Annotated in this window: 28 protein-coding genes and 1 pseudogene; 10 read left to right on the top strand and 19 right to left on the bottom strand. The window is 37.9% G+C overall.

Annotated features, from left to right (window positions below; all coding sequences use genetic code 11):
• Window positions 1–3 precede the first annotated feature (3 nt).
• Entirely contained in the window at window positions 4–264 is a 261-nt protein-coding gene (locus HMPREF9096_RS04605; protein WP_005627640.1) for a YfhL family 4Fe-4S dicluster ferredoxin, read from the top strand.
• A gap of 142 nt (window positions 265–406) precedes the next feature.
• Here HMPREF9096_RS04605 and HMPREF9096_RS04610 read toward each other — a convergent pair whose 3' ends face one another.
• The 3 genes from HMPREF9096_RS04610 to tsaD are packed head-to-tail and all read right to left on the bottom strand — an operon-like array spanning window position 407 to window position 3,282.
• The gene (locus HMPREF9096_RS04610) at window positions 407–1,627 is read right to left on the bottom strand and encodes an aromatic amino acid transport family protein (RefSeq protein WP_009500424.1); all 1,221 of its coding nucleotides are present in this window, start codon (window positions 1,625–1,627) and stop codon (window positions 407–409) included.
• Between the two features lie 36 nt (window positions 1,628–1,663).
• Window positions 1,664–2,245 (bottom strand): thymidine kinase, encoded by a 582-nt coding sequence (locus HMPREF9096_RS04615; protein ID WP_032803395.1) that lies wholly within the window; start codon window positions 2,243–2,245, stop codon window positions 1,664–1,666.
• Window positions 2,246–2,253: 8 nt separating this feature from the next.
• A complete protein-coding gene (gene tsaD / locus HMPREF9096_RS04620; protein ID WP_009500422.1) occupies window positions 2,254–3,282 on the bottom strand; it encodes a tRNA (adenosine(37)-N6)-threonylcarbamoyltransferase complex transferase subunit TsaD in 1,029 nt (342 codons plus the stop codon).
• Between the two features lie 231 nt (window positions 3,283–3,513).
• Between tsaD and rpsU the strand changes: the two genes are divergently transcribed.
• The 3 genes from rpsU to rpoD all read left to right on the top strand — a co-directional run bounded on the left by rpsU (window position 3,514) and on the right by rpoD (window position 7,599).
• Window positions 3,514–3,729 (top strand): 30S ribosomal protein S21, encoded by a 216-nt coding sequence (rpsU, locus tag HMPREF9096_RS04625; protein WP_005627632.1) that lies wholly within the window; start codon window positions 3,514–3,516, stop codon window positions 3,727–3,729.
• Between the two features lie 133 nt (window positions 3,730–3,862).
• Window positions 3,863–5,644 carry a DNA primase gene (gene dnaG / locus HMPREF9096_RS04630; protein ID WP_009500418.1) on the top strand — a complete coding sequence of 594 codons (1,782 nt, stop codon included), beginning with the start codon at window positions 3,863–3,865 and terminating at the stop codon, window positions 5,642–5,644.
• Window positions 5,645–5,715: 71 nt separating this feature from the next.
• Complete coding sequence (gene rpoD, locus HMPREF9096_RS04635) at window positions 5,716–7,599, top strand: RNA polymerase sigma factor RpoD (RefSeq protein WP_009500417.1); 1,884 nt, start codon at window positions 5,716–5,718, stop codon at window positions 7,597–7,599.
• Between the two features lie 101 nt (window positions 7,600–7,700).
• Here the strand turns inward: rpoD and rplI are convergent, their stop codons facing one another.
• From rplI to infA, 5 genes are all read right to left on the bottom strand, one after another.
• Window positions 7,701–8,150: a 50S ribosomal protein L9 gene (gene rplI, locus HMPREF9096_RS04640; RefSeq protein WP_005627626.1), complete on the bottom strand. Its 450-nt coding sequence runs from the start codon at window positions 8,148–8,150 to the stop codon at window positions 7,701–7,703.
• A 16-nt stretch (window positions 8,151–8,166) separates the two neighbouring features.
• A complete protein-coding gene (gene rpsR / locus HMPREF9096_RS04645) occupies window positions 8,167–8,394 on the bottom strand; it encodes a 30S ribosomal protein S18 (protein WP_005598105.1) in 228 nt (75 codons plus the stop codon).
• Between the two features lie 12 nt (window positions 8,395–8,406).
• Window positions 8,407–8,733 (bottom strand): primosomal replication protein N, encoded by a 327-nt coding sequence (gene priB, locus HMPREF9096_RS04650; RefSeq protein WP_005639404.1) that lies wholly within the window; start codon window positions 8,731–8,733, stop codon window positions 8,407–8,409.
• The gene (gene rpsF / locus HMPREF9096_RS04655) at window positions 8,720–9,097 is read right to left on the bottom strand and encodes a 30S ribosomal protein S6 (protein WP_005627620.1); all 378 of its coding nucleotides are present in this window, start codon (window positions 9,095–9,097) and stop codon (window positions 8,720–8,722) included. Before rpsF ends, priB begins: the two co-directional genes overlap by 14 nt.
• 198 nt (window positions 9,098–9,295) lie before the next feature.
• The gene (infA, locus tag HMPREF9096_RS04660) at window positions 9,296–9,514 is read right to left on the bottom strand and encodes a translation initiation factor IF-1 (protein ID WP_005627617.1); all 219 of its coding nucleotides are present in this window, start codon (window positions 9,512–9,514) and stop codon (window positions 9,296–9,298) included.
• Between the two features lie 205 nt (window positions 9,515–9,719).
• On the opposite strand from infA, the gene rsmA reads away from it, so the two are divergent.
• From rsmA to HMPREF9096_RS09400, 3 genes are read left to right on the top strand one after another with little or no spacing between them, the layout of a single operon-like run.
• Entirely contained in the window at window positions 9,720–10,586 is an 867-nt protein-coding gene (gene rsmA, locus HMPREF9096_RS04665; protein ID WP_009500409.1) for a 16S rRNA (adenine(1518)-N(6)/adenine(1519)-N(6))-dimethyltransferase RsmA, read from the top strand.
• A gap of 1 nt (window position 10,587) precedes the next feature.
• Window positions 10,588–11,139, top strand: a complete 552-nt coding sequence (locus HMPREF9096_RS09405) for a glycosyltransferase family 8 protein (protein ID WP_253269209.1) — start codon at window positions 10,588–10,590, stop codon at window positions 11,137–11,139.
• Entirely contained in the window at window positions 11,136–11,477 is a 342-nt protein-coding gene (locus tag HMPREF9096_RS09400; RefSeq protein WP_367379033.1) for a glycosyltransferase, read from the top strand. The genes HMPREF9096_RS09405 and HMPREF9096_RS09400 overlap by 4 nt, the downstream gene beginning before the upstream one ends.
• Before the next feature lie 154 nt (window positions 11,478–11,631).
• Here the strand turns inward: HMPREF9096_RS09400 and HMPREF9096_RS08920 are convergent.
• Window positions 11,632–12,479, bottom strand: a pseudogene (locus tag HMPREF9096_RS08920) (glycosyltransferase family 25 protein).
• Window positions 12,480–12,592: 113 nt separating this feature from the next.
• Between HMPREF9096_RS08920 and apaH the strand changes: the two are divergent.
• The 3 genes from apaH to HMPREF9096_RS04680 all read left to right on the top strand — a co-directional run bounded on the left by apaH (window position 12,593) and on the right by HMPREF9096_RS04680 (window position 15,489).
• Window positions 12,593–13,420 (top strand): bis(5'-nucleosyl)-tetraphosphatase (symmetrical) ApaH, encoded by an 828-nt coding sequence (apaH, locus tag HMPREF9096_RS04670; protein ID WP_009500405.1) that lies wholly within the window; start codon window positions 12,593–12,595, stop codon window positions 13,418–13,420.
• Window positions 13,421–13,429: 9 nt separating this feature from the next.
• Window positions 13,430–14,053, top strand: a complete 624-nt coding sequence (locus tag HMPREF9096_RS04675; RefSeq protein ID WP_009500404.1) for a glucose-6-phosphate 1-dehydrogenase family protein — start codon at window positions 13,430–13,432, stop codon at window positions 14,051–14,053.
• A gap of 101 nt (window positions 14,054–14,154) precedes the next feature.
• Window positions 14,155–15,489 (top strand): NAD(P)/FAD-dependent oxidoreductase, encoded by a 1,335-nt coding sequence (locus HMPREF9096_RS04680; RefSeq protein ID WP_009500403.1) that lies wholly within the window; start codon window positions 14,155–14,157, stop codon window positions 15,487–15,489.
• Between the two features lie 40 nt (window positions 15,490–15,529).
• Here the strand turns inward: HMPREF9096_RS04680 and rseB are convergent, their stop codons facing one another.
• The 10 genes from rseB to def all read right to left on the bottom strand — a co-directional run bounded on the left by rseB (window position 15,530) and on the right by def (window position 23,754).
• On the bottom strand, window positions 15,530–16,477 hold the full coding sequence (rseB, locus tag HMPREF9096_RS04685) for a sigma-E factor regulatory protein RseB (protein WP_032803392.1): 948 nt from the start codon (window positions 16,475–16,477) through the stop codon (window positions 15,530–15,532).
• A gap of 87 nt (window positions 16,478–16,564) precedes the next feature.
• Window positions 16,565–17,152: a sigma-E factor negative regulatory protein gene (locus HMPREF9096_RS04690; protein WP_009500401.1), complete on the bottom strand. Its 588-nt coding sequence runs from the start codon at window positions 17,150–17,152 to the stop codon at window positions 16,565–16,567.
• Window positions 17,153–17,169: 17 nt separating this feature from the next.
• Complete coding sequence (gene rpoE / locus HMPREF9096_RS04695; RefSeq protein WP_005627595.1) at window positions 17,170–17,748, bottom strand: RNA polymerase sigma factor RpoE; 579 nt, start codon at window positions 17,746–17,748, stop codon at window positions 17,170–17,172.
• 108 nt (window positions 17,749–17,856) lie between these two features.
• On the bottom strand, window positions 17,857–18,114 hold the full coding sequence (locus HMPREF9096_RS0108730; protein WP_032803407.1) for a succinate dehydrogenase assembly factor 2: 258 nt from the start codon (window positions 18,112–18,114) through the stop codon (window positions 17,857–17,859).
• A gap of 94 nt (window positions 18,115–18,208) precedes the next feature.
• Window positions 18,209–18,595, bottom strand: coding sequence for a large-conductance mechanosensitive channel protein MscL (gene mscL, locus HMPREF9096_RS04700; RefSeq protein ID WP_005630888.1), 387 nt, complete (start codon window positions 18,593–18,595; stop codon window positions 18,209–18,211).
• A gap of 73 nt (window positions 18,596–18,668) precedes the next feature.
• Window positions 18,669–20,045, bottom strand: a complete 1,377-nt coding sequence (gene trkA / locus HMPREF9096_RS04705) for a Trk system potassium transporter TrkA (protein ID WP_009500399.1) — start codon at window positions 20,043–20,045, stop codon at window positions 18,669–18,671.
• A 3-nt stretch (window positions 20,046–20,048) separates the two neighbouring features.
• Window positions 20,049–20,852 carry a glycosyltransferase family A protein gene (locus HMPREF9096_RS04710; protein ID WP_032803406.1) on the bottom strand — a complete coding sequence of 268 codons (804 nt, stop codon included), beginning with the start codon at window positions 20,850–20,852 and terminating at the stop codon, window positions 20,049–20,051.
• A gap of 8 nt (window positions 20,853–20,860) precedes the next feature.
• The gene (gene rsmB / locus HMPREF9096_RS04715) at window positions 20,861–22,213 is read right to left on the bottom strand and encodes a 16S rRNA (cytosine(967)-C(5))-methyltransferase RsmB (RefSeq protein ID WP_009500397.1); all 1,353 of its coding nucleotides are present in this window, start codon (window positions 22,211–22,213) and stop codon (window positions 20,861–20,863) included.
• Complete coding sequence (gene fmt / locus HMPREF9096_RS04720; protein WP_009500396.1) at window positions 22,213–23,169, bottom strand: methionyl-tRNA formyltransferase; 957 nt, start codon at window positions 23,167–23,169, stop codon at window positions 22,213–22,215. Before fmt ends, rsmB begins: the two co-directional genes overlap by 1 nt.
• A gap of 75 nt (window positions 23,170–23,244) precedes the next feature.
• Window positions 23,245–23,754: a peptide deformylase gene (def, locus tag HMPREF9096_RS04725; protein ID WP_005633001.1), complete on the bottom strand. Its 510-nt coding sequence runs from the start codon at window positions 23,752–23,754 to the stop codon at window positions 23,245–23,247.
• Window positions 23,755–23,847: the final 93 nt, after the last annotated feature.

The raw sequence follows: 23,847 nt of genomic DNA, 5'->3' as shown, positions 1-23,847 counted from the left end.
ACAATGGCATTACTCATCACTAGCAAATGTACCAACTGCGATATGTGCTTACCAGAATGCCCGAACGAAGCCATTTCCATTGGCGATGAGATTTATGTGATCGATCCTGTACTTTGCACGGAATGTGTCGGCCATTACGACACGCCAACCTGCCAAAAAGTTTGCCCAATCACTAACTGCATTAAGCCCGATCCTGAACATCAAGAAACCGAAGAACAGCTTTGGGAACGCTTTGTGATGATTCATCATTCAGATAAATTGTAATTTTTAAAGCAACTGAAATATGACTTATTATCTTCTAAAAGAGTGCAGTTAATTTTGAGCTTATTTTTATTATCAAAAAACTGAAATTTTTCACCGCACTTTTATCTATAAAAAGAACTAGATTGAGTGACTTTTCTTCACATTATCCCGCTACGGCTGGTAAATATCCCCATTGAATTAAAAATGGAATGACCATAATCACCACGCCAATCAATAACGCAAACACCAAAGCAAAATTACCGCCAGCAACACGATATGGCAATGTTGGATTTTCAATACGTGTACGCCATGCCAAGCCAATTGGTAAAATTAAGCAATAGAACGCACACAACAACCCTGCGTAACTTAATGCAGTAATAAATCCTTCGGGATAAAACAATGCAAACACAAGTGGTGGTAAAAATGCGGCAATGGTTAATACAACGCGATTATTTGGCAAATGATAGCGTTTGAATAAATCACCTAAGCCTTCAAACACACCTAGCATTACGCCCAAAAATGAAGTAATTAAAGCGAGTGATGAGAACACGCGCACCACTTCCCCCATAAAATGAGAACCTGTGATTTCACGTGTTGCATTCACTAAGCCATTTAGCGTTGGGTCAGCTTGTAAAATACGCACAAATTCACTTTGACTTAATACACCATGAGTTGCTAACTGCCATACAAGATAAGCAGCTAATGGAATCGCGGTACCTATCAAAATAGCACGACGGAATTTTTCTACACTTCCACCTAAGTAGCTATTTACACTCGCCATAATGACGTGGAAACCGAAAGAGGTGAAAAATATCGGTGCAGCAGAAACTACAAAAGCATAATCCAAAGGCAATGCCATTAAATTATCTGTTGCCACTTTGGGAAGCATCATAAACAGCACAAAAGCAAAGACGACTAACTTACCAATAAATAACACGCGAGTTAAACCATCCACGCCTTTTGTTCCTACAACGACAAAAGAACCTAATACAACAGTAAAGATAACAATCGCAGTTTTAAGCGACATCGCTTCCATTCCAAAAGCAGTTGGCAAGCCTGAAAGTAAAGATCCCCCACCAGTAATATAAGCGGCTGAAAGTGCATAAAGTAAAATTAATAAACTCAACGTTGCTAAAATTCGTCCAGGAACCCCAAAATATTTTTCAGCGAGCGTGGCGACACCATCATCCAACTGATCCGCTGTTTGATACACTTCTACAAACAACAATCCACTGTAAACCAACAAAGCCCACAAGCCAACGAGCAATAACACGGTATAACCAAAGCCCATGCCCGCTGATGTAAGCGGCATAGCAAGCATACCTGCTCCAATGGTTGTGCCTGCAATAATCAGTGCACTCCCAAATGTTTTATTCTGTAACATAAAATTATCCTTATCGTGTTGTGTTTGAAAACTAATTTAAAGTTGACCGCACTTTTCTTTATAGTGTAAACGGCAAACAGAAAGATAAGAGTCATTGCCTCCAATTTGAATTTGCGCACCTTCTTTAATGACTTCACCTTGATCATTTAAGCGCAAAACAAAGTTAGCCTTGCAGCCACAATAACAAATTGTTTTTAATTCCTCGAGTTGATCCGCCCAAGCCAGTAAATATTTACTTCCTTCAAAAAGTTCCGCTTGGAAATCCGTACGCAAGCCATAACAAAGCACGGGGATCTTGAGTTTATCAACAACATCACTCAACTGGTAAACTTGTTGTTTGCTAAGAAATTGTGCTTCATCCACCAGCACGCAATGCACTTTTTCTTTTTTTAAGTGCTCATTGATTTCATCAAACAAATTGGTTTCCGAGCGAAATAAAAAGGCATCTTGCGAAATGCCAATACGCGATGTGACTTTCCCCACGCCAAAACGATCATCAATGGCAGCCGTATAAACTAATGTGTTCATATCACGCTCACGATAGTTATAGGAAGATTGTAGCAACGTCGTTGATTTTCCAGCGTTCATTGTGGAGTAATAGAAGTAGAGTTTTGCCATTTTGTCTCCTAAATTGCCGGTAATTCCGTCATTGCCCAGCGAGGCTTAACATCAATAGCCAGATCGCTATGTTGACCTTGTTTTAAACGTAAAAAACCTGTGTAAGCAATCATCGCGCCATTATCTGTACAAAATTGAGGTTGAGGATAAAACACTTCGCCACCTAAATTTTTCATTAAGTGCGCAAGCGTTTCTCGGAGTTTTTTATTTGCGCTCACCCCTCCCGCAATCACTAAACGTTTATAGCCAGTTTCTTTTAATGCGCGCTTACATTTAATGGCAAGTGTATCCACCACTGCATCTTGGAAAGCATAGGCAATATCTGCTTTAGTTTGCTCTATCAGTTCGCCCTCGTTTTTAATTGCTTGATTAACTGTATTCGCGGCAAAGGTTTTTAAACCAGAAAAACTAAAATCAAGCCCTGCTCGATCTGTCATTGGACGTGGAAATGTGAAACGATTTGGTGTGCCTTTTTCTGCTAAACGAGAAAGTGCTGCACCGCCCGGATAATCTAATCCAAGTAATTTTGCTGTTTTATCAAAGGCTTCGCCAGCAGCATCATCAATGGATTCGCCAATCACTTCATATTTTCCTACACCATCGACACGCACTAATTGAGTGTGACCACCCGATACCAACAAAGCAACAAAAGGAAAGTGCGGTGAATTTTCATCAAGCATTGGCGCAAGTAAATGCCCTTCCATATGATGAACGCCAATCGCTGGGACATTCCACGCATAAGCTAAAGAACGCGCAATCGTAGCGCCGACAAGCAATGCGCCGACAAGCCCTGGGCCACTCGTATAAGCCACGCCATCAATATCGCTCGCCGTTAAGTTAGCTTCTTCTAACGCAGCTTTAATAAGAGGAGCTGTTTTACGAATATGATCGCGCGATGCTAATTCAGGAACCACACCACCATAATCTGCATGCAGGGCAATTTGAGTATAAAGTTGATTAGCAATTAACCCTTTTTCTTCATCATAAATTGCCACGCCCGTTTCATCACACGAGGTTTCAATGCCTAAGATTTTCATTGATTTTCTTAATTTATTACCTAAAATATTGCGCGATTTTACCCTGTTTAAGCGGTTTTAACCAGTTGAAACCACAAATATTAAGGCAAATTGGCATTCTTTCCTTTACTTTTGCCCTAAAAGTAGATTAGAATTGCATCCTTTATTGGATTTGCCATTTGCAGAATCCTGCGGTGGTGATGATAAAATTTTAAATTGCAATTAAATTAAACTCATTGAGGTGATTGGCTTATGCCTGTAATTAAAGTACGTGAAAACGAATCATTTGACGTAGCTTTACGTCGTTTCAAACGCTCTTGCGAAAAAGCGGGAATCTTAGCTGAAGTACGCGCTCGCGAATTTTACGAAAAACCAACTACAATTCGTAAACGTGAAAATGCAACACTTGCAAAACGTCACGCAAAACGCAACGCTCGCGAAAACGCGCGCAATACCCGTTTATACTAATTTATAGTATTTTCTGACTCGAGTTAAGACAAACCGTGAATCCTTTGGACTCACGGTTTTGTTACTTTAAGCACAACAAAAATCTACGCCAAAAACGACCGCACTTTCACACCACGATCACGGAGGCTCGACAATGAAAGGTTCTATTCCACGCCCCTTTATTGATGATTTGCTGACAAAGTCCGATATTGTCGATGTGATTAACGCGCGCGTAAAACTAAAAAAAGCTGGCCGCGATTATCAAGCCTGCTGCCCTTTCCATCACGAAAAAACACCATCCTTCACGGTTAGTCAAAAGAAACAGTTTTATCATTGCTTTGGTTGTGGCGCACATGGTAATGCGATTTCCTTTTTAATGGATTATGACAAGCTTGAATTTGTAGAGGCGATTGAAGAACTTGCAGCGATGGCAGGGCTTGAAGTACCTTACGAAAAACGCACTAATAACAGCGGGAAACCTCAAGCTAATTATCAAACCAAACGAAATCTCTATGAATTAATGCAAGAGATTGCCAAGTTTTATCAAAGCCAATTGCCATTAAATACGCAAGCGCAAGAATATTTACAACAACGTGGGCTTTCGGCTGAAATTATTGAGCGTTTCCAAATTGGGTTTGTACCGAATGCGATGGATACTGTACTGCGTAAATTTGGTGTTAATCGTGAAGAACAACAAAAACTCATTGAGTTAGGCATGCTTTCTCGAAATGATCGTGGCAATATTTATGATAAATTCCGAAATCGCATCATGTTTCCAATACGCGATAAACGTGGTCGCACAGTGGCTTTTGGAGGGCGGGTATTAACAGATGAAAAACCGAAATATCTGAATTCGCCAGAAACCATTACTTATCATAAAGGTAACGAGCTTTATGGTTTGTATGAAGCCTTACAAACCAACGATGAACCCAAACAATTACTTGTTGTTGAAGGTTATATGGATGTAGTGGCATTAGCACAATTTGGCGTGGATTATGCTGTCGCTTCTTTAGGTACATCCACGACATCAGAACAAATTCAACTTATTTTTCGTTCGACCGAACAAGTTGTTTGTTGTTACGATGGTGACCGTGCAGGGCGTGATGCGGCTTGGCGAGCGTTAGAAAATGCATTGCCTTATTTAGAAGATGGCAGACAACTCAAATTTATTTTCTTGCCAGAGGGAGAAGATCCTGATACTTACATTCGCCAATATGGCAAAGAAAAATTTGAAGAATATATCGAAAGTGCACAATCTTTAAGTGAGTTTATGTTTGCTCACTTAAGTCCACAAGTTGATTTTTCTAGCAAAGAAGGGCGCGGAAAATTAGTTGCTTTGGCTGCACCATTAATTCGCCAAATTCCAGGAGAAATGCTACGCTTATCACTACGCAATATGCTTGCTCAGAAGCTAGGAATTTTTGATCAAACACAGTTGGAAAATCTTATTCCAAAACAATTAGAACAAGCCAATACACAACAAAAAGTCGCTAATAATAAGCTCAAGAAGACACCAATGCGAATGGTCATTTCATTGCTTCTGCAAAATCCTGAATTAGTAAAACGTATGTCTGAAAGCGGTGTGCAAGCATTACGTGCAGAAGCTGGTTTTGAAATTTTGGAAAAATTGACCGCACTTTGTCGCCAACGAGAAGGGATTACTACAGGGCAGATTTTAGAGCACTTCCGTGATACGCCTTACAGCAATCCCCTTGAAATACTGGCAACTTGGGATCATTTATTAGACGAAGCAGAAATGATCAATGCATTTTCACAAAACTATCGTCGCTTAAATATTCAAGCCATTGAGCGAGACATTGAAATGCTTATTGCTAAAGAACGAGCTGAAGGACTTACTGACGAGGAAAAAACAGTGCTCGTTCACCTTTTAGCGGGGAAAGAACAGCAGAAAAAACAGTTAGTTAATCCTCAATAACAATGATAAAATTCTAGGTTCGTAACAAAAATTATATTGCTACTATCACATCAAGCAAAACGGATATAAAAATGGAAAAAAATCAACAATCTACGGCTGAACAATATTCAGAACAAATTGAACAACTGATGGAATTAGGTCGCACTCAAGGTTATTTAACCTATGCAGAAATTAATGATTTATTACCAGAAGATGTCATCGACCCTGAATATTACGATAAATTGCTACAAACGCTGCAAAATGATGCAGGGATTCCGGTTTTGGACGAAGCCCCTGAAAGCGATGAGATGATGTTGAATGACACCATTCCGGATGAAGATGCGGTAGAAGAGGCAACCCAAATTCTTTCAAATGTAGAATCTGAAATCGGTCGAACAACCGATCCTGTCCGTATGTATATGCGTGAAATGGGAACGGTTGATCTTCTCACTCGTGAAGATGAAATCAGCATTGCAAAACGTATTGAAGAAGGAATTGATGAAGTTCAAACATCCATTGCAGCCTATCCTGAAGCTTTAAATGAGTTGCTAAAAAATTATGATGATGTGGAAAAAGGAAACTTCCGTTTAGCTGACTTAATTACAGGTTTTGTCGATCCAAATGCCGAAATAGAAGAACATAATGTCATTGATGAAAGCTTTTCTGAAGACGGAGAAGAATCAGAAAGTACGGATGTTGAAGACAATGAAGATGAAGATGAAAGCGAAGCAGAATCTACATCAGATTCCAGCGAATCTGATAATAGCATCGATCCAGAAGTCGCGAGAGAAAAATTCCAACAGTTAAAAGACCAGCACACCAAAACGCTTGCTGTTATTGAAAAACATGGTCGTTCAGGAAAACGCGCTCAAGATCAAATTGCACTACTTGGTGAAATTTTTAAACAATTCCGCTTAGTGCCAAAACAATTTGATTTACTCGTTTTATCAATGAAAGAAATGATGAAACGTGTGCGCCATGAAGAACGCCAATTACAAAAAATATTAGTTGATATTGCAGGAATGCCAAAAGATGATTTTGAAAAACTCATTATTACTAATGGCAGCAATACTGAATGGGTACAAAAAGCCTTAAAATCCAGTAAACCATGGGCAAAACGCTTACCAAAATATGAAGAACGTATCCTAGAAGCATTAAGTAACTTAGCTAGCATTGAAGAAAATACGAAACTTACCATTACCCAAATGCGCGATATTTGTGATGCAGTCGCTCGAGGTGAACAAAAAGCTCGTCGCGCTAAAAAAGAGATGGTGGAAGCTAACTTGCGTTTAGTAATTTCTATCGCGAAAAAATACACAAATCGCGGTTTACAATTCCTAGATTTAATTCAAGAAGGGAATATTGGTTTAATGAAAGCGGTAGATAAATTTGAGTATCGCCGTGGTTATAAATTCTCTACATATGCCACTTGGTGGATTCGCCAAGCCATCACACGCTCTATTGCGGATCAAGCTCGTACAATCCGTATTCCGGTACATATGATTGAAACAATCAATAAACTTAACCGCATTTCTCGCCAGTTATTACAAGAAATGGGACGTGAAGCAACGCCAGAAGAATTAGCTGAACGTATGGGAATGCCTGAAGATAAAATCCGTAAAGTATTGAAAATTGCAAAAGAGCCAATTTCTATGGAAACGCCTATCGGTGATGACGATGACTCACATTTAGGTGATTTTATTGAAGATTCAACCTTAGAACTTCCTTTAGATTCTGCAACAGCACAAAGCTTAAGAGTTGCGACTCACGAAGTTCTTGAAGGTCTAACGCCACGAGAAGCAAAAGTATTACGTATGCGTTTTGGTATCGATATGAATACCGACCATACGCTTGAAGAAGTGGGTAAACAATTCGATGTTACACGTGAACGTATTCGTCAAATTGAAGCAAAAGCGTTACGTAAATTACGTCATCCTAGCCGCTCAGAAACATTAAGAAGTTTCCTTGACGACTAAAAATTACAAATAAAAAGGAGCTATATCTCCTTTTTTATTACGTTAAACTAATAATAAAAAACCCGATCTAAGACCGGGTTTTATTTTGCCTATCTGACAAATTATTCTGCAACAACGATTACATCTAATGTTGCAAATACTTCACCGTGAAGTTGGAAACGAACATCGTGGTCACCAAGAGTACGGATTGGACCGTTTGGTAAACGAACTTCACTTTTCGCAATTTTAACGCCTGCTGCAGTTACTGCTTCTGCCACATCACGAGTAGTGATTGCGCCGAATAAACGACCTTCATCACCTGCTTTAGATGCGATAGTCACAGAACCTAATGCAGTAACTTCTGCTGCACGAGCTTGAGCTGCTGCAAGATTTGCTGCCGCTGCTGCTTCTAATTCTGCACGACGTGCTTCAAAGTGTTCAATGTTAGCTTTAGTTGCCATAACTGCTTTACCTTGTGGGATTAAGAAGTTACGTGCAAAACCTGATTTAACATTTACTTGATCGCCCACTTGACCTAAGTGAACAATTTTATCTAAAAGAATTACTTGCATTACCGTGTCTCCTTAATTACTGATGATTGTCAGTGTATGGAAGTAACGCTAAATAGCGAGCGCGCTTGATTGCACGAGCTAATTGACGTTGGTACTTCGCACGAGTACCGGTAATACGGCTAGGTACAATTTTGCCGCTTTCTGAAATATAGTTCTTTAATGTAGCGATATCTTTGTAATCGATTTCAACAACATTTTCCGCTGTAAAACGGCAGAACTTACGACGACGGAAATAACGTGCCATTTGGCTAGTCTCCTAATCTATAAATTCGATTTGCTCGGCATGTAAAACTAATTGGCATAACCCACTTTGGGTTTTATGTGATGTAATAAATCCCACCACCAAAATTTTACTACCGACCGTAATGCTTTGAGTTTTTTCTATCAATTGATTACCACTAATTTGAACTGGCATCTTTAACCAAGCTTGACGAGTGAAACCACTTTCAATTTGATCAGAACGATGTTCTAACAAAAACTTGCAATGCTCAATTCCACTAGGGCTCTTTAATCGCTTTGGTAACTGAGAAACGACTCCCATAACCGAAAAACGATTATCAATTTTCAAATTACTCTTCAGCATCCTCAAAATCGTTGTTTTCAACTTCAGCTAAAGGTTTACGTTCTTCTTTAGCCGCTTTCATTGGGGACGCTTCTGTTACGGCGTGCTTAGTATGGATAACAAGACTGCGTAATACAGCATCGTTATAACGGAAAGTCGTTTCTAGCTCGTCGATGACTTGTTGAGGCGCTTCTACATTCATAAGCACATAGTGTGCTTTGTGTAATTTATTGATTGGGTACGCTAATTGGCGACGACCCCAATCTTCTAGGCGATGAACTTGACCACCAGCTTCTTTTACAGAACCGGTGTAACGTTCGATCATACCTGGTACTTGCTCGCTTTGGTCCGGATGAACCATAAACACGATTTCGTAGTGACGCATTACTGCTCCTTACGGGTTAATCAGCCTTTGACGTAGATCAGCCACCAATCTGCAAAGGCAAGGAACGAAAAATTCAATGTGGCTAAGAATTGCGGATTATACCGATTTTTTTACGTTCCGCAACCAGTTTGAGTTCTTTTTGAACAAAAAAGAAGGCCAATATTGTAACAATATCGGCCTATCTCAGATCTTCTATGATTAACGACTGCGGAAAATAATACGACCTTTACTTAAATCATAAGGAGTCATTTCTACAGTCACTTTATCCCCAGTCAAAATACGGATATAGTTTTTACGCATTTTTCCAGAAATATGCGCAGTAACCACGTGACCGTTTTCTAACTCCACGCGGAACATAGTATTCGGTAAAGTCTCTAAAATTGTGCCTTGCATCTCAATGCAATCTTCTTTCGCCATTGTATCCTCTAAAAATAATCGATTTTTTATCCGCACTTTAGGCGGAAAAGTTAAGAAAAACGGGCGGATTATAGCCGTTTTTGGCTTTCTACGAAAGAAAAAATAATATTGTTCATAAAAAACTCAAATTAGCATAAGTTAACAATGATTTACAAAGCCAAAACAAGCCCTATAATAACCGCACTTTTATAAAAGAAGATAGTATATGAATTCAAAAAAACATTTAGGCCATACGGCGCGTAAACGCTTTGGCCAAAACTTTTTACATGATACTTCTGTGATTCAAGGTATCGTGGCGGCGATTTACCCTCAATCCAATCAATTCTTAGTGGAAATTGGTCCTGGACTTGGCGCATTAACAGAGCCAGTTGGAGAGCTTGTCGATCATCTTACTGTGGTAGAGCTTGACCGAGACCTTGCAGAACGTTTACGTCACCATCCATTTTTACATCAAAAGCTCACAGTTATTGAAACAGATGCAATGCAATTTGATTTTGGTGAACTTTATACAAAAGAAAATTTGGCAGAAAAAGGGCAAAAATTACGTGTGTTTGGTAACTTACCTTACAACATTTCTACCCCATTGATGTTCCACTTGTTTAAGTACCATGATGTGATTCAAGACATGCACTTCATGCTACAAAAAGAAGTGGTGAAACGCTTATGTGCAGGACCAAATAGTAAAGCCTACGGCCGCTTAACCATTATGGCGCAATACTTCTGCCAGGTAATGCCTGTGCTTGAAGTGCCGCCTTCTGCATTCAAACCAGCACCGAAAGTGGATTCTGCCGTTGTGCGTTTAATTCCGCATAAAGAATTGCCACACCCTGTAAAAGATTTATATTGGCTGAACCGTGTTTGCTCCCAAGCGTTTAATCAACGTCGAAAAACATTACGCAATGCACTTTCAACACTATTTTCACCTGAAAATCTGACCGCACTTGGTATTGATTTAAATGCACGCGCAGAAAATTTGGCTATCGCAGATTATGCGCGTTTAGCAAACTGGTTGGCAGACAATCCACCAGCTGATTTAGATGGAGATAAATTTTTAGAGTTAAGTGAAGACTAATATGAATATCGCGTTTTCATCTGATAATAACTATGCACCATATTTAGCCATTAGCATATTAAGTGTATTAAAAAATAATTCGAAATCTGAAATTAGTTTCTATGTTTTGGATTTTGGGATTGATAATAACAATAAAGAAATTATAGAAAGTATCGTTTGCAATCATAGAAAAAGTATCAAATTTATAAGCGTGGATAAAGATGAATTTGCTAACTTTCCTATTACAATAAATTATATTTCTTTAGCAACCTATGCCAGATTAAATATAACTCAATATATCCCTGATGTAGATAAGTTACTTTATATTGATGTTGATACGCTAACAAATGGCTCATTAGATGATTTATGGAATACTGATATCGAACAGTATTCACTTGCCGCATGTAAGGATTTCTTTATTGAAATTGAGCAAGCAGATTACAAGACTAAAATTGGCTTAGAAAATCATCATTATTTTAATGCTGGTGTACTTCTTATCAATATGCGAAGATGGCGAGAATTGAATGTTCTAGAGGTGAGTCTGACCTGGTTAAATAAATATAAGGTGTTATAAAGTATCAAGATCAGGATATCTTAAATGGTATTTTCAAAGACGATGTTAAATTTATAAATACAAGATTTAACTTCACGCCATCTGAATCTGGCTATATAAAATATCGAAAAGAACGAGAAATTCAATTTCCTGCAGTTATTTACCATTATCCAGGACCTGATAAGTTTTGGTCTAGTCGAAGTTCTCACTTAAAAGCCAATTTAGGGTATTCACTATTTAAAGAAATCTGCAATAGTTATCCGAGTTTTAAAGCTGAGTTTGATGTTGTTGCTTTTAGAAAGAAAGTTAAAAGAATAATTAAAGAAATAAAATATAAATTTTTCTATCGCATATTTTAATCTTACTCATTTATTGTATGATGATTTTATATTTATAGTTTATAACCGCCAATTTCTCTGGTAAATTTCAAACTTTAGAGAATTATCATGTCTAGTGGTCATCTATGAATAAGCTTAAACAATTAAGCCTATACAAATCACTTCATAAGTCTATCTACATAAAATGAACAATTTCTTTACCTTGCATTTCTTTAATGCATTGTTGTTCTTTCCATTTTTTTCTATTTAAAGCTCGTATAATATTTTCTTTTATCCGAGTTAAACGCTGTTTCAATGTTTTTTTCTTACGGATTTTTGGACGTTTTCCCCGTTCTTTTTCCAATCCACTTGTTAATACACTTTTACTTTGATTAGCTTGGAGTTCTTGAATACAAATTGCTGGATTCAGTTGATAGACAATATAATTATCAGCATCAACTAATTTATTAAAAATAAGTTCATCAACTGCAACAATTTCATCAGAAGGAATATTCTTTAAGTATTCAATTACATATTTAGCCGCACTTTGAGAAATAATATAACCAGCAGTCCCCCAATGAGTTGATTTTAAAATATCAAAATTCCTAGAATAAAAAGGTGAAATTTTAGTTTGTTTCTCAAGTTTAACTGGCTGTAAAAAAGTTTCTAAACGAATAATAAAAATATCATTAAAATCAAAACGTGTTTTTAACCATTCATTTTGGTTCAAAAATACTTCCGCATTCTCACCAAGAATTACATCATCTTCAAAAATTGTAAGATATTCCAAATTTTCATCCACACACTTATTCCATAATAAGAAATGGCTAATTAAACAGCCTTTTTCTCCTTTAGTAAGTATTTTGGATTCCTCTATATCATGTAATATGGGTTTGATTGATTGATTGATTGATTGATTGATTGATAAGTGTACGCATTAAAGAAACTAAATGAAAGTTTTTTTGATTCAAATTGCTCAGTAATATGTTTGCGACGTTCAGTTGCATTTTCCATACTAATGACAATATTTTCAATAGCACTCATATATAAATAAAAATGGAAATAACTAAGTTTTTTCATTCTACTATACAAAAAGAATAAATCAACAATAAAAGTCTGTGTTAAAATTCTCAAAATTTATTTATAGAAGAGCAAAAATGGCAACCTATTTCGTTGGTGATTTGCAAGGCTGTTATGATGAATTACAGCTTTTATTAGAACGTGTAGATTTCAATCCTACGCAAGATAAACTTTATCTTGTGGGGGATCTTGTAGCGCGTGGGGATAAATCACTTGAATGTCTTCGTTTTGTAAAATCTCTTGGTAATGCAGCGCAAACCGTACTAGGGAATCACGATTTACACTTAATTGCGACCGCACTGGGTATTAAAAAAGTAAAACCACGTGATCGTGTTGATGCCATTTTTAATGCTCCAGATTTTGGTGAACTGATTCATTGGCTACGTCATCAGCCATTACTTGTCCATAGTAAAGAGTTAAATTTCCTGATGGCACACACAGGCATTTCGCCTGATTGGGATTTGGAAACTGCGAAATCTTGTGCAGCTGAAGTTGAACAGATTTTACAACACGGTGATTTTCATTATCTTATTGAAAATATGTATTCTGAACAGCCTGATCGCTGGTCGCCAGATTTGCAGGGCTTAGCGCGTCATCGTTACATCATTAATGCTTTTACTCGAATGCGTTTTTGCTATTTCGATCATCGTTTTGATTTTGCTTGTAAATCTCCTTTAAAAGATGCACCAGCGGAGCTCACGCCTTGGTTTAATTTAGATAATCCACTTTATAAACAAATTCCCATTGTCTTTGGGCATTGGGCAAGTTTAGTGGATGAACCTACGCCACAAGGTATTTATGCTTTGGATACTGGTTGTGTGTGGAATAATCGAATGACTATGTTGCGTTGGGAAGACAAACAGTTCTTCACGCAAAGTGCGGTCAAAAATTACAGTGATTTTTAAGGAAACACTATGCTCTCGCTTACTACTGAATCTTGTGAACTGTTCAATATTCCTTTCTATCAATTTGCCCAAATGAAAAAATTCTGTCCAGAAGATATTCCGGCAATTAAAGCGGATTACAAATTACATTGGGATAATTGGAAAGCGATTATTCAAGAAGTCGCAAAGCAACTTGGCACACCGTTTGCGAAACCGCATATTGAAAGTTGGACCAATGGCTGGCAAGTCCGCGCACATTTCTTCGCTTATTTTAAATATGAGTTTAATCAGAATTCTGCAGCCATTTTTTCGGTGCTATTAAATCGTCGTCGGTTAAGAGTGTGTTTAGATTGGCATTGCTATCGTGCAGATCGCTCACAAATTAATCTGCAACAATATAATCAATGGCTTGATCAATTTGATTTCAAACAATTTGCCGATTTTGATATTTGGCGAGAAGATGAAAGCGAATATGATGATTTTCGCCAAGTGAAAGCCATTTCTGAAAAAGATCTTCTCTTGCGTTCAGAGGACGATTTTTGGTGTATTGGGAAAAGTATTGAAAAAGATCAACTAAGCCAAATTGATCATGTTTTATTTATCACGCAAACCATCCAACAATTACAACCGCTTTACGATCGCTGTCATCAATAAAGTGCGGTCAATTTCCATTAAATTTTTTCGTCTTGTTTATTTGTTATGCTATCATTACATTAGTTTAACATTTTTAACAATTTCTCTTTTAGGAAAACTTTATGAAAAACGTCGTGATCGTTGGTGGTGGCGCTGGCGGCATTGAATTAGCGACATTTTTAGGCGACAAATTAGGTCTAAAAGAACAGGCTAAAGTGACGCTTGTGGATCGCAATACGACCCATTTGTGGAAACCATTATTACATGAAATAGCTACGGGTGTGATGGATGATGGCACGGATTCTCTGAGCTATCGTGCACACGGGAAAAACCATCACTTCAGCTTTGAACAAGGTTCGATCACGCGCATCAATCGTGAACAGAAATATGTTGAACTTGCCCCTGTTTATGGGCAAGAAGGCGATATGCTCGTGGTCGCACGTCGTATTCCTTATGATTACTTAGTGATTGCTATCGGTAGTAAATCGAACGATTTCAATACAAAAGGTGTGGCTGATAACTGTATTTTCTTAGACAGTTCAGATCAAGCGTTGCGGTTTCAGCAAAAAATGTTGGAATTATTCCTTAAATTCTCTGAAAACCGTGCTTTAGATGATATTGGTGAAGAAGAATTTAAACAAAAATTAGTGGATGAAAATAAAGTGAATATCGCCATTGTTGGTGGCGGAGCAACTGGTGTGGAATTAACAGCTGAGCTTTATCATGCTACGGAAGATTTATCTTCTTACGGCTATGGCAAGATTGATAACTCATGTTTACAAGTCACACTAATTGAAGCGGGACCTCGCTTACTGCCAGCATTACCCGAAGATTTATCTGCTGCGGTATTAGACGAATTGCAAGAAATGGGCGCGAACGTGAAATTAAATACAATGATCACGGAAGCCCAACCAAATACCCTTATCACCAAAGATGGAGAAGAAATTAAGGCAGATCTCATTGTTTGGGCCGCAGGCGTTCGCACTTCAACAGTGACACAACAATTTGATGGATTAGAACTCAATCGAATCAATCAATTAGTGGTAAAAGACACGCTTCAAACAACTGTTGATGATAGTATTTTTGCCATTGGCGACTGTGCAGCATTAACGCAGCCAAACGGTAAATTAGTCCCGCCAAGAGCTCAAGCCGCACATCAAATGGCAAAAGCTTGTGCAAAAAATATCTTTGCACTTTTTGAGAAAAAACCATTAAAAGCATTTAAATATAACGATAAAGGCACCTTGGTTTCTCTTTCTAGCTTTACTGCATTAGGAAGCATTTCGAATAAATTTGGAAAAAATCCACTTACCGTTCAAGGTAAATTTGCACAATTTGCCTATGTATCCTTATATAGAATGCATCAACATGCTTTACATGGTTGCATTAAAATTGGATTGATTATTCTGGTTGATAAACTTAATCGTTATTTAAAACCAAGATTAAAATTACACTAATCTTTAAAAACAAAAGTGCGGTGAAAAATCACCGCACTTATTATCGAAATTTAACTTCTTGTACAATACGCTTAGCTGCAGCTATGGGCAATTGCCCGATAAAAGTAATTTCTTTTCCACCATTCACTTCACTATAAATCGTATATGCCCCTTGCTTCCAAGTATTTTCTGGCAAAACATTAGAACCTGCGTTAGAAACAAATAGTGTAAAAGTAAACAAACCATCGCTATATAGCGCACTATCTATCACTTCATTTTCTAATGTTTCTTGAGTATATCGAATTAAAGAAAAACCTTGTGGCAACCAACCTGCAGACCAAGTTATATCTGAACTTTGTTCATTTTTACTTTCTTTCAACAAAGGGGGCATTGAGACTTTATTAATATACTCCGTCAACCCTCTTAGTCTATCGTCGATATAAAGCGTTACAACTCTAAACTGATCAAGTAATTTACCCTCACTATCAAGCATATCACCGCGTAATAATAAACCATTTTCTTCATCGACAAACACTAAATATTGATATCGGAAATCATCTTTAGGGACGATACGAATCGTGTCAGCAAAACGCCCAGCCACTCGATCTTTTCCTATTTTTATAAAATCATAAACTGAAGAAAGTTTATCAAAATCAGCGCGAACAACAGCCGGCATTGCATCGACAATATTGCCACTATTAAGCGTAAATGCTTGAGTATTTGGCTGAAAATAACTGACTAAATTATCACGTTGAATAATTTCTTGTTGACGCCCATCAAGCGTCACTAATTGCGCATAAGTTTTATTATCTTTCTTAATATGACGATAGCGAAAGGAATCCATATTTGATGGGGTTGTTTGAACAAAGGCAAGCTCATAATTGAGATTATCCAATGCTTGTGTCATTTTATCTAAAGACTGCTTCGCAGAAAGCTCTTCAGCTGAAGTAATGTTACTAAATAGAAAAGAAAGAGAAAGTGCGGTGAGTTTTAACGCGATTTTTTTCATAAACATTAAATTTAAAGGATAAAAATTCACCACACTAAATAGTATATTAGGTGGTGAATTAACATAAATGCACAGGGCTAATCCATATTATTTTTGACTATTACTACTTACATTTAATGCATCTGCATTCATACGACGTTGTAATTCATAGTTCTGTAACATCGCACCAATACGGCGACTTTTTTGTTCAAGCTGCTCTGATGTCAATGTATCTTTGCTCGGCGCATTGTAGCTAACCTCTTGAACCGCATTATTAAATGGCAAGGTTTGCAATACTGGAGTCTCAGGTAAATTAGACGCTTCGTTTTTATTATTGAAAGATTGAACACCAAGTACCGCCACTAAACATACACCAGCAGCAACCGCAACTTGCGTCATTGGCGCAAAGAACGCTTTTAATTTTTGCATAAATGCAGAATTATGTGCATCTTCTGGTTCAGGTTGAGACACGGCAATGACATCGACTTTCTTCACTTCTTCAGATTCAATTAAACCTGCCATTTTAGCGGTAAAATCAGCCCCTAGAAACAAAACGCTTTCTTTACGCATCACTGCACGTACAGCATGGAATGCCTGCCAAGATTCTTGTAATTCTTCGTCTTTCAATAAAGCATCTGTCAAGCCAGCTTCGACTTGTTCGCCATCCATATAGGCTGAAAGTTGCTCTTTTTGCATAGTAAACTCCGACTTTTTTATTCGCGTTGCATCAGTGGTTGAATTTTATTCTCAATAATTTCCCTTGCGCGGAAAATACGAGAACGAACAGTACCAACAGGGCAATCCATAATTTCTGCAATCTCTTCATAGCTCAAACCTTCTAGCTCTCGCAAGGTGATTGCTGTTTTTAAATCTTCTGGCAAACTGTGAATCGTACTAAACACGATTCGTTCAAGTTCACTAGATAACATTTCATTTTCAGGGGTATCTACATCCCGCAAGTGCGTACCCACATCATAATTTTCAGCATCCTCAGCTAAAATATCTTCATTAGGTGGACGACGCCCTTGAGCCGTTAAATAATTTTTTGCCGTATTGACGGCAATTCGATAAAGCCATGTATAGAAAGCACTTTCGCCACGAAAAGATTCAATTGAGCGATAAGCCTTTATAAAGGATTCTTGCACCACATCAGGAATATCGTTACGTGATACATAGCGAGTCAAAAGCCCCGCCACTTTATTCTGATAACGAGAAACCAACAAATTGAAGGCTTTCTTATCCCCTTGCTGCACTCTTTCTACCAAAGCCTGATCTGTTAGCTGTTCAGCCATATTTCTCCTATGCCAATATCTAACACGCCTTAATATTCAAGACAGCAAGCTCTTGTTGCAATCTCAGACACAAGTGTGTGAAAAAAGTTCATACGTATCTTAATAATTTTAATTAGTTGTAATTTTTTGTACGTTTTGGATATATTCCACCATAGATTGAATTTCTGAATCTGATGATTGACCACGATTAAAAAACCAAGAAAACAGCTGCAGATCTGTACTTGCTAATAAACGAATAAATATATCTTTCTTGTCATCCGTTAATTCATCAAAATGCCCCAAATAAAAAGGCATAATGATTTTATCCAACTCCAACATTCCTCGGCGACAATCCCATTCAATACGGAGTTTATTATATTTTTCCATTTTTAATTCCTTAAATTTTAGAGGGCGATTATAGCCTAAAAAATAACAATAAAAAAAGGTTGGCATATTTACCAACCTTTATTTTTCAATTTCATTATTTATTCTTTAATAAATCACGAATTTCTGTGAGCAAATCTTCTGATGTAGGACCTGCTTTTTTCTCTTCTGGTTTTCTCACTTTATTAAGTGCCTTAATCATCATAAAGATTGCAAAAGCAATAATAATAAAATCAATCACATTCTGAATAAACACACCGTAGTTTAAAGTAACAGCCGGAACATCACCTTGTGCTTGAGCTAATACAAATTTCATATCTTTGAAATCAATGCCACCCGTTAAAATACCAAGCACAGGCATAAAAATATCACTAACAAGTGAACTTACGATCTTACCAAACGCACCGCCGATAATCACACCGACAGCCATATCTACAACATTACCGCGCATTGCAAATTCGCGAAATTCTTTAATAAAACTCATAATAATTTTTCCTTTAGAGATTGAATAAAAGAGCGCCTATTATAATGAGTCGCTCTTAAAAGTAAATAAATCGTTAAATGAAGAATGCACTTGGCTGGAACAATTTTTCAATTTCAGGCACATTCTTCTTATCACTCAAATAAATCACCACATGATCGCCTTCTTCAATCACAACTTGGCGTCGTGCAACAATTACATCATTACCACGCAATAAAGCACCAATAATGGTCCCCATAGGCAAACGCAACTCACCAATTTTGCGCCCGACCACATTGGAGGCGCTTTCATCACCATGCGCGACAATTTCAATAGCCTCAGCAATACCATGTCGTAATGTAGCCACATTTTTTACATCCCCTTTACGAACATGTCCAAGCAGAGCAGAAATTGTCGCTTGCTGTGGTGAAACTACAATATCAATACTTCCACCTTGAATCAGGTTTATATAAGCAATTCGTTGAATCAGTACCATTGCCTTCTTGGCACCCAAACGTTTTGCCAATAAAGCGGACATAATATTCGCTTCATCATCACTACTCAATGAAAGGAACACATCGACATTTTCAATATGCTCTTCAAACAATAAATTTTGATCAGACGCGTCGCCATAAAAAACCAAGGTTTTTGAAAGTTTTTCAGCTAACAAATTAGCCCTTTCTTCATCACGCTCAATTAATTTTACGGTACAAATATTTTCCAAACATTTCGCTACGCCAGCAGCAACATTTCCGCCCCCAACAATCATTACGCGTTTATAAGGTTTTTCTAAGCGTTGAAGTTCACTCATTACCGCTTTTATATGCTCAGTTGAACAAATAAAAGTAATTTCATCACCTGCTTCAACAATAGTAGAACCCTGCGGACGAATCGGTTTGCCGTTACGCAAAATAGACATAATACGACAATCAATATGTGGCATATGTTCACGAAATGCGGAAAGCGCATATCCAACCAAAGGACCACCATAATAAGCTCTTACCACAACCATGCTAATACGATTATTCGCAAAATGGGCGACTTGCAATGCCCCTGGATAAGCAATTAAGCGTGTAATTTCATCTGTCACAAGATTTTCAGGCGAAATCAAATGATCAATAGGTACATTTTCATCATTGAATAACTTATCTTTTTCACGTAAATATTCTGAATTACGAATACGGGCAATACGCGTTGGTGTATTAAATAATGTATAGCCCATTTGGCAGGCTACCATATTGATTTCATCAGAAGCTGTTACGGCAACCATTAAATCTGCATCGGCTGCACCTGCATCACGAAGCACTTTTGGTGATGATGGCGAGCCTTGCACCACACGCAAATCATGCTTTTCTTGTAAGGCTTGTAACTGTGGGGACTCGTTATCAACGAGTGTGATATCGTTATCTTCACTAACCAAATTTTCGGCAAGCGTTGTTCCTACCTGACCTGCGCCCAAAATAATAATTTTCATCGCTTACTCCGTTCGTTCTAATACAAGAGGACGAATGCCTATTTCTGATGAATTTAGACCGCACTTTAATGTGTTAATTTGGCGACAAATTTCATCTGTCACGTCATTAGCCCGAGCCATTTGTTCTTCAGTAATCTCCTCTGGCGCTTTTTGGAATAAAATCGCATCCAATAGCCGTTCTGCATGCATTCCATCTCTGCAGTAATGAAGTACACCAACATCATTAAATAGCGTTGCAACTTTAGCTATCTTAGTTGTCGCAATACCAAGTGCACCATCTTCACCACCTAATTGACGAAATAATTCATCTTGTGGAAAACCGCCACACGCCAAGAAAAAAGCTCGACGAAAAACCACGCTCCCACCACAGGTCATTCGCATATGTTGCCATGCAAACTCAAAATTAGGATGTTCAGCGTAACGCGCGGGCAAATCAATCGGTTTTAATGCTAAACGTACCACTGAGATATCGGGTTGAAAATGAAAAGTCGCTGCTGCAACTTCTAATGCGCCCTGTTCATAAGCATCATCAGCGTCTAAAAAAGCAATAAATTCATTACTTGATTGCAAAGCGCCCCAATTGCGCGCTTTAGCCACGCCACTATTTTTCGGCATAGACTCAACAACTATCTTTTCCGGATATTGTGTTGCCCATTCTTGCGCTAAAGCTAACGTGTTATCTTTAGAGCCATCATCAATCAACCAAATTTTTCCCAAATAAGTTTGAGACAATACGGACTGCACTGCGCGAGATAGCGTTTGTTCTGCATTATAGCAAGGAATAATGATATCAATATTGGCAAACATTTTAGCCTCTAAGCGCATTTATGTAACTTCGCATAATAGAACCCATCACCACTATTTGGTTGCGGAATGAATTGAAAACCCACCGCACTTTTATCATCACTAAAGGGTAATGGCAATAACTCAGCATCTGTGTGAGCATTTAAAAATGCTTGGATTTGTTCGCAATTTTCTTCTGGCAATACAGAACAAGTCGCATAAAGCAAAACACCGTTTGGCTTCAGTTTTTCCCAAAGCGCACTCAAAATTTTCTTCTGTAATTCAACAAGCTGAGCGATATCGGTTTCTTTGCGTAACCATTTTATATCGGGATGGCGTCGAATCACCCCTGTAGCAGAACAAGGTGCATCAAGTAAAATTCGATCAAATTTCACCGCACTTTTACCGATTTCAGCTAACCATTCGTCAGGTTGACTCGCATCACCACACACCACTATCGCTTGCTGATTTAAACGTGCAAGATTTTCTTCTACTCGTTTTAAGCGATGAGATTCTATATCTAATGCAATCACATTAGCCTGAGGTGCCAGTTCCAAAATATGAGTTGTCTTACCGCCTGGTGCCGCGCAAGCATCGAGGATCCATTCCTCATTTTTTGGCTCAAGCAAAGTTGCTGCCCATTGAGCACTAAAATCTTGCACCGTTACAGCACCATCTTCAAAGTGCGGTAATTTTTGCACAGCAATCGGTATATCTAAACATAGCGCATTAGGATGATGGCTTGTTTTCGAAGAAACACCTTGTTCTTCAAGTAAAGTGCGGTAAGTTTTGAGGGCATTTTTTTGTGAATTCACACGTAGCCACATTGGTGGTTTCTGATTGTTCGCCTCAATGATCTCACGCCAATTAGGATAGGCTTTTTTTAACTTATTCACGAACCATTCAGGATGAAGCGTTTGCCAATTTTTATCGATAATTGCCAAAATTTCATCTTGCTCACGTAAAAATCTACGCAAAACCGCATTCACTAATCCTCTAAAACTATCAGATTTTAATGATTTTGTTGCGTTCACAACTTCATCAACTGCCGCATGAGCAGGCACTCGCATATAAAGCAATTGGTATAATCCCACAAGTAACAGGCAATGAACAATGCGAGTTTTACCTTTAAGCGGCTTATCCACAAGACGTTTGATAATTTGCTCTAAGCGAGGCAATACGCGACACACGCCAAAACAAATTTCTTGTAACAAGGGCAAATCTTGGGCTTTTACAGAAGGTTGCACTTCAGGGATTAACGCCGACAAGGATTTGCCCTCATCCAATACTTGCAAAATTAAGTTTGCTGCAATAGCCCTGGTCGAAAGTGCTGTCATTTTTACTGAATTTTTTACTTTGATAGTTTTAGAAGAAAATTTTTTCATTATCCAAGCACCTTACCAATAGTAAACCATTCTGCACGGCCATTTAATAAATCTTGTGCAGACATAGGCTTTTTACCTGCAGGTTGCAATTGCAATAAGTTTAATACACCATCGACAGTCGCAATTTGAATGCCATTTTTATCCGCTCTTAAAATAGTTCCCGCTGGTTTATCTTGATGAGGCAACACTTCCGCTTGATATACTTTCAAAGTTTGTGCATTGCCATCCTTATCTTCTGTTGAAAAATAAGCAATCGGCCAAGGATTAAAGGCACGGATATTACGCTCAAGTTGCATTGCCGGAAGCGACCAATCCAATTGAGCCTCTTCTTTAGAAAGTTTTTCTGCATAATTGCTTTGGCTGTCATCTTGTTTTTCCGCTATAAATTTACCGTTTTCAAGATTGTCTAAAACATCAATTAATGCTGATGGAGCAAGCTCCGCCAGTTTGTTATAAAGACTTGTTGAAGTTTCAGTCGGTAAAATATCACAATAGACTTTATGTAACATATCACCTGTATCTAAACCTTCATCCATTTGCATAATGGTTACACCCGTTTGTGCATCACCAGCCCAAATTGAGCGCTGAATGGGTGCAGCGCCTCGCCAACGAGGAAGAATAGAACCATGCACATTCAAACAACCTAAACGAGGAGCATCTAATACAGCTTTAGGTAAAATTAATCCATAAGCCACAACAACCATTACATCTGCATTTAACGCTTTTAATTCAGACTGCGCCTCTTCTTTGCGTAAGGATTTAGGTTGATAAACGGAAATGTTATTTTGCTCAGCAAGTTGCTTTACTAGGCTTGCTTGCAGTTTTTTACCGCGACCAGCTGGTTTATCAGGTTGAGTATAAACAGCGATCACGTTATGTTGAGAATTTAGAATGGCTTGTAAATGCTGTGCAGCAAAATCTGGCGTACCAGCAAAAATAATATTAAGTGATTTCATAATGTTCTACGTTATGGTAATTGATAGGAAAAAGTGCGGTTAAAATCAACCGCACTTTAATTAAGAATCAGAAGCTTATTGTTTCGCAATTTGTTTTTTATATTTCACCAATTTTTCTTTAATACGTTGGCGTTTAAGTGGAGAAAGATAATCAACAAATAAAATTCCGTTAAGGTGATCGATCTCGTGTTGAATACAGATCGCAAGCAAACCATCCGCATCTAAAGTAAATTCTTTACCGTCACGATCTAACGCTCTCACTTTCACTTTTTCTTTACGAGGAACCAACGCACGGAACCCTGGAATCGATAAGCACCCCTCTTCAATTCCTGTTTCGCCTTCAGAAGCCAAAATTTCAGGATTAATCAAGACAAGCTGATTTTGTTTATCACCTTCAACATCAATAGTAATAATACGTTGCAAAATATCTACTTGAGGTGCAGCTAAACCAATACCTTCCTCTTGATACATCGTATCAAACATATCATCAACAATTTTACGAATTGCATCATTAACTTCAGTAACAGGCTCACAGACAACCTTTAAGTGATCATCAGGATAAATTAATACATTAAGTGCGGTCATAATTTCTCTTGTTTTTAAGGATAGAATTCTAGCGGGATTGTAGCACAGCTTATAAAACATTTATAGGAAGTGAGTTCATATGAGTTGAAAAAT

This window comes from Haemophilus sp. oral taxon 851 str. F0397, from assembly GCF_000242295.1.
Taxonomy (GTDB): domain Bacteria; phylum Pseudomonadota; class Gammaproteobacteria; order Enterobacterales; family Pasteurellaceae; genus Haemophilus.
The sequence above is the reverse complement of the archived record's forward strand: the minus strand, read 5'-3'. Positions and strand labels throughout refer to the sequence as shown.

What these genes read in the sequence shown, in the direction of transcription:
- rpoE (WP_005627595.1), bottom strand. Translation starts at nt 17,748, where the DNA reads ATGGCTGAACAGCTAACAGATCAGGCTTTGGTAGAAAGAGTGCAGCAA.
- HMPREF9096_RS04610 (WP_009500424.1), bottom strand. Translation starts at nt 1,627, where the DNA reads ATGTTACAGAATAAAACATTTGGGAGTGCACTGATTATTGCAGGCACA.
- priB (WP_005639404.1), bottom strand. Translation starts at nt 8,733, where the DNA reads ATGCTGAAGAGTAATTTGAAAATTGATAATCGTTTTTCGGTTATGGGA.
- rseB (WP_032803392.1), bottom strand. Translation starts at nt 16,477, where the DNA reads ATGAAAAAAATCGCGTTAAAACTCACCGCACTTTCTCTTTCTTTTCTA.
- HMPREF9096_RS04675 (WP_009500404.1), top strand. Translation starts at nt 13,430, where the DNA reads ATGCTCTCGCTTACTACTGAATCTTGTGAACTGTTCAATATTCCTTTC.
- tsaD (WP_009500422.1), bottom strand. Translation starts at nt 3,282, where the DNA reads ATGAAAATCTTAGGCATTGAAACCTCGTGTGATGAAACGGGCGTGGCA.
- HMPREF9096_RS04690 (WP_009500401.1), bottom strand. Translation starts at nt 17,152, where the DNA reads ATGCAAAAAGAGCAACTTTCAGCCTATATGGATGGCGAACAAGTCGAA.
- HMPREF9096_RS0108730 (WP_032803407.1), bottom strand. Translation starts at nt 18,114, where the DNA reads ATGGAAAAATATAATAAACTCCGTATTGAATGGGATTGTCGCCGAGGA.
- rplI (WP_005627626.1), bottom strand. Translation starts at nt 8,150, where the DNA reads ATGCAAGTAATTCTTTTAGATAAAATTGTTCACTTAGGTCAAGTGGGC.
- apaH (WP_009500405.1), top strand. Translation starts at nt 12,593, where the DNA reads ATGGCAACCTATTTCGTTGGTGATTTGCAAGGCTGTTATGATGAATTA.
- trkA (WP_009500399.1), bottom strand. Translation starts at nt 20,045, where the DNA reads ATGAAAATTATTATTTTGGGCGCAGGTCAGGTAGGAACAACGCTTGCC.
- fmt (WP_009500396.1), bottom strand. Translation starts at nt 23,169, where the DNA reads ATGAAATCACTTAATATTATTTTTGCTGGTACGCCAGATTTTGCTGCA.
- HMPREF9096_RS04615 (WP_032803395.1), bottom strand. Translation starts at nt 2,245, where the DNA reads ATGGCAAAACTCTACTTCTATTACTCCACAATGAACGCTGGAAAATCA.
- rpsF (WP_005627620.1), bottom strand. Translation starts at nt 9,097, where the DNA reads ATGCGTCACTACGAAATCGTGTTTATGGTTCATCCGGACCAAAGCGAG.
- rpsU (WP_005627632.1), top strand. Translation starts at nt 3,514, where the DNA reads ATGCCTGTAATTAAAGTACGTGAAAACGAATCATTTGACGTAGCTTTA.
- def (WP_005633001.1), bottom strand. Translation starts at nt 23,754, where the DNA reads ATGACCGCACTTAATGTATTAATTTATCCTGATGATCACTTAAAGGTT.
- HMPREF9096_RS04605 (WP_005627640.1), top strand. Translation starts at nt 4, where the DNA reads ATGGCATTACTCATCACTAGCAAATGTACCAACTGCGATATGTGCTTA.
- HMPREF9096_RS09405 (WP_253269209.1), top strand. Translation starts at nt 10,588, where the DNA reads ATGAATATCGCGTTTTCATCTGATAATAACTATGCACCATATTTAGCC.
- HMPREF9096_RS04680 (WP_009500403.1), top strand. Translation starts at nt 14,155, where the DNA reads ATGAAAAACGTCGTGATCGTTGGTGGTGGCGCTGGCGGCATTGAATTA.
- mscL (WP_005630888.1), bottom strand. Translation starts at nt 18,595, where the DNA reads ATGAGTTTTATTAAAGAATTTCGCGAATTTGCAATGCGCGGTAATGTT.
- rsmA (WP_009500409.1), top strand. Translation starts at nt 9,720, where the DNA reads ATGAATTCAAAAAAACATTTAGGCCATACGGCGCGTAAACGCTTTGGC.
- rpsR (WP_005598105.1), bottom strand. Translation starts at nt 8,394, where the DNA reads ATGGCACGTTATTTCCGTCGTCGTAAGTTCTGCCGTTTTACAGCGGAA.
- rsmB (WP_009500397.1), bottom strand. Translation starts at nt 22,213, where the DNA reads ATGAAAAAATTTTCTTCTAAAACTATCAAAGTAAAAAATTCAGTAAAA.
- infA (WP_005627617.1), bottom strand. Translation starts at nt 9,514, where the DNA reads ATGGCGAAAGAAGATTGCATTGAGATGCAAGGCACAATTTTAGAGACT.
- HMPREF9096_RS04710 (WP_032803406.1), bottom strand. Translation starts at nt 20,852, where the DNA reads ATGTTTGCCAATATTGATATCATTATTCCTTGCTATAATGCAGAACAA.
- dnaG (WP_009500418.1), top strand. Translation starts at nt 3,863, where the DNA reads ATGAAAGGTTCTATTCCACGCCCCTTTATTGATGATTTGCTGACAAAG.
- rpoD (WP_009500417.1), top strand. Translation starts at nt 5,716, where the DNA reads ATGGAAAAAAATCAACAATCTACGGCTGAACAATATTCAGAACAAATT.